This is a genomic window from Escherichia sp. MOD1-EC5950, assembly GCF_002965345.1.
Classification (GTDB): domain Bacteria; phylum Pseudomonadota; class Gammaproteobacteria; order Enterobacterales; family Enterobacteriaceae; genus Escherichia; species Escherichia marmotae.
The window spans coordinates 1-2,553 of sequence record NZ_PTSR01000074.1 but is presented as its reverse complement, the minus strand read 5'-3'; the positions used below and the strand labels follow the sequence as shown (position 1 = coordinate 2,553).

1 protein-coding gene is annotated in these 2,553 nt (G+C 59.1%); it reads right to left on the bottom strand.

Features of this window, described 5'->3' with window-relative positions:
• Window positions 1–2,553, bottom strand: a 2,553-nt coding sequence (gene bcsC / locus BEA93_RS24125) for a cellulose synthase complex outer membrane protein BcsC (RefSeq protein WP_105225219.1), incomplete at its 5' end; no start/stop codon positions are given.

The following is a 2,553-nucleotide window of genomic DNA, read 5'->3' as shown; positions in this document are numbered from 1 at the left end:
TTACCAGTCGGCGTAAGGTATCAGCGGCTGCGGCGGTAAATCCATGTCGCCCTGCCATCCGGCGGCGGAATACCGTACATAGAGCAGGAAATGGCTGGGCGCATAATCTTTCGCCTGCTGGATATCGATTGCCGTGCCGACAAACCAGTTGGATGTGACGCGGCGTTCAAGTAATGCCCGCGCCGTGTAGCCAAAGCCCTGACTGCTGCCACCGTCGTTGGTCTGGTCGGCTGCATCATCTTTCCAGTCAGTCGGGATCAGGTTCATCAGCGGATAACGCGGCATGGTTTTGGTTCGTGAATGCGACCACGAGCCAGACGCACCCAGCTCCCACGACCAGTTTTCCGTCCGCTCACGCCACATCACCGGTACGGCAAACGACAGGTATTCCTGCGGGCTGTAGTAACCGCCCTGACCGAGTGAGTACCCACTCAGGTCTTTGTCGTAATGCCAGATCATATTGTTCAGACCAATGGTGACGCGGCGATTGTTCTGGTTGATGACTTTATAGTAATAGCCCGTCATCCAGCGCACGCGCCAGTTATCTTCAACATTTTTGCCGGTTAACTGGTCGCCGCTAAGCGATGCCCAGACGCCGTTCGCTTCACCTTTATCGTAGCTCAGGCTTAGCCCCACGCCATCAGCACGCACGCCGCCCCATTTTTTCCCGGTGTTGCCCGGGGAGTCTTTTTGCCCGCCAAAGGCCAGCAAGGAACTGGAGATGGGGCGACGATGGGCGTTAATGGTGTAACCAAGCGGCCCCACGTCGTCGCTGTAACTGATGCCACCAACGACATCCACCACGTTGAAGCCCATCGGCGTGGTGCCGATATCCCAGCTCCAGACGTCATTGCGCCAGCCGACAGCAACGCTGGCACCGGAATCCGACTGACTGCGATTGCCGCTACAATCCTGTAACGTACAGGTGCCCCAGTTGTTATCCCATTTACCCTCAGCGTCGGCGGAGAAACTGCCAACGTTCATATTGACGAAATCACTGCGGAAGAACATTCGCCCGTCGGAATACGGCGCATCCACCTGCAACATGGTGGTGTGCGCTTTCAGATCAGAATAGCCACCAGTACCGCTCGAACCCCAGTAATCATGTTCGAGGGTGACGTTGAGATCCTGCTGACGATAGAGGTCCGCCGCATCGCTGCGCACGCCGCGTTTCAGCCAGTCGTCCTTCTCGTCATTGCGGGTCAGACGGGTAAAGGTGTCGTTATCCTGCGGACGCGTTGTCGCCACACCGGATGCGACCATTGCGTCTTTGTAGGTTTCCAGCGCCTGCTGCGGTTCCCCCGCCTGCGCTTCAAAACTCGCGCCATCGCGCAGTACCATCGCGCTTTCCATCGACGGTGGTTGAGATTTTGCCTGTGGGATCAGCCTGTTAAACGTCTGCTGCGCCGCCGCGGTATCGCCAAGCTGTGCCTGCACCAGCGCCACACGCCGTTGCGTGTTCAGCGACGCGTTATCGGTGGCGGGCAGTTTCGCCAGTTGGCTGCGCGCTGCCGCTTTGTCGCCTGCAGCAATATCCACTTCCGTCAGGCCAAGAATGGCGTCGATGTTATTCGGCTCGCGCGTCAGGACATTCTGATACGCAGCACGGGCGGCGGTGTAATCACGCCGTTGCTGCGCCCAGTCGGCCAGCGTGAGGTCAATGCGCGTGGAAGGTGGTTGCTGGCGCAGCATCGCTTCCGCTTCGGCCTCTTTGCCGCTTTCCCGCAGACGGTTAGCGGTTTCCAGCACCTGATCGCTTTGCAGCCGATTAACCAGCTCCTGAATATTGCTGTTCCACTGCGCGCGCGGCAGGCTGTTGATATGCGCCAGCGCCGCCCGCTCCTGATCGTGACCGGAGAGATACAGCCCGTAAGCGTAAACCTGCTCCGGATCGTCTGGTTTCTGCTGTGCCAGATTGCGCATCAGGGTATCGGCCTGGCTACGTTGCCCGGCCTGCCAGAGATCCTGCGACAGCCGGTAAGTAATCCATACACTCCCGGGATCCAGCGCCAGCCGTTGCCGCTGAAGCGCTGCCGCCTGCGCCCATTTGCCCTGATTTTCCAGTGCCTCCGCCTGCTGTGCCAGACGATCGTTTTGCAGGCTGCGTTCGATGTCATCAACGCTGCGCCGCTGGCTGGCCGGGAGCGAGGCAATAAACGCTTCGGCTTTTTCCGGTGACTGCTGGCGATAAATATTCGCCAGTCCGCGCACGGCGTTGGTGTTGCTGCTGTCCATGCGCAGCGTCTGCTGATAATAACGTTCCGCGGCGGGGTAATCTTTGCGCGCCATTGCCACATCACCCAGTCCCAGCACTGCATAGCTGTCGGCGTTATCAACACTGCGCGCCTGCCGGAACAACCGTTCGGCCTGTTCTGGATTATTGGCTTTCAGCGCAGCATCACCCTGCTGGATCGCCAGCCAGTAGCGGTTCACTTTCAACAGGCTGTTCCACTTGTCATTGTTGCTGCTGTGCGGGTCCAGCGCGAGGGCTTTTTCCAGATTCACCACCGCATTCGCGCGATCGCCTTTCTGGGAATACGCCTGGCCCAGCGC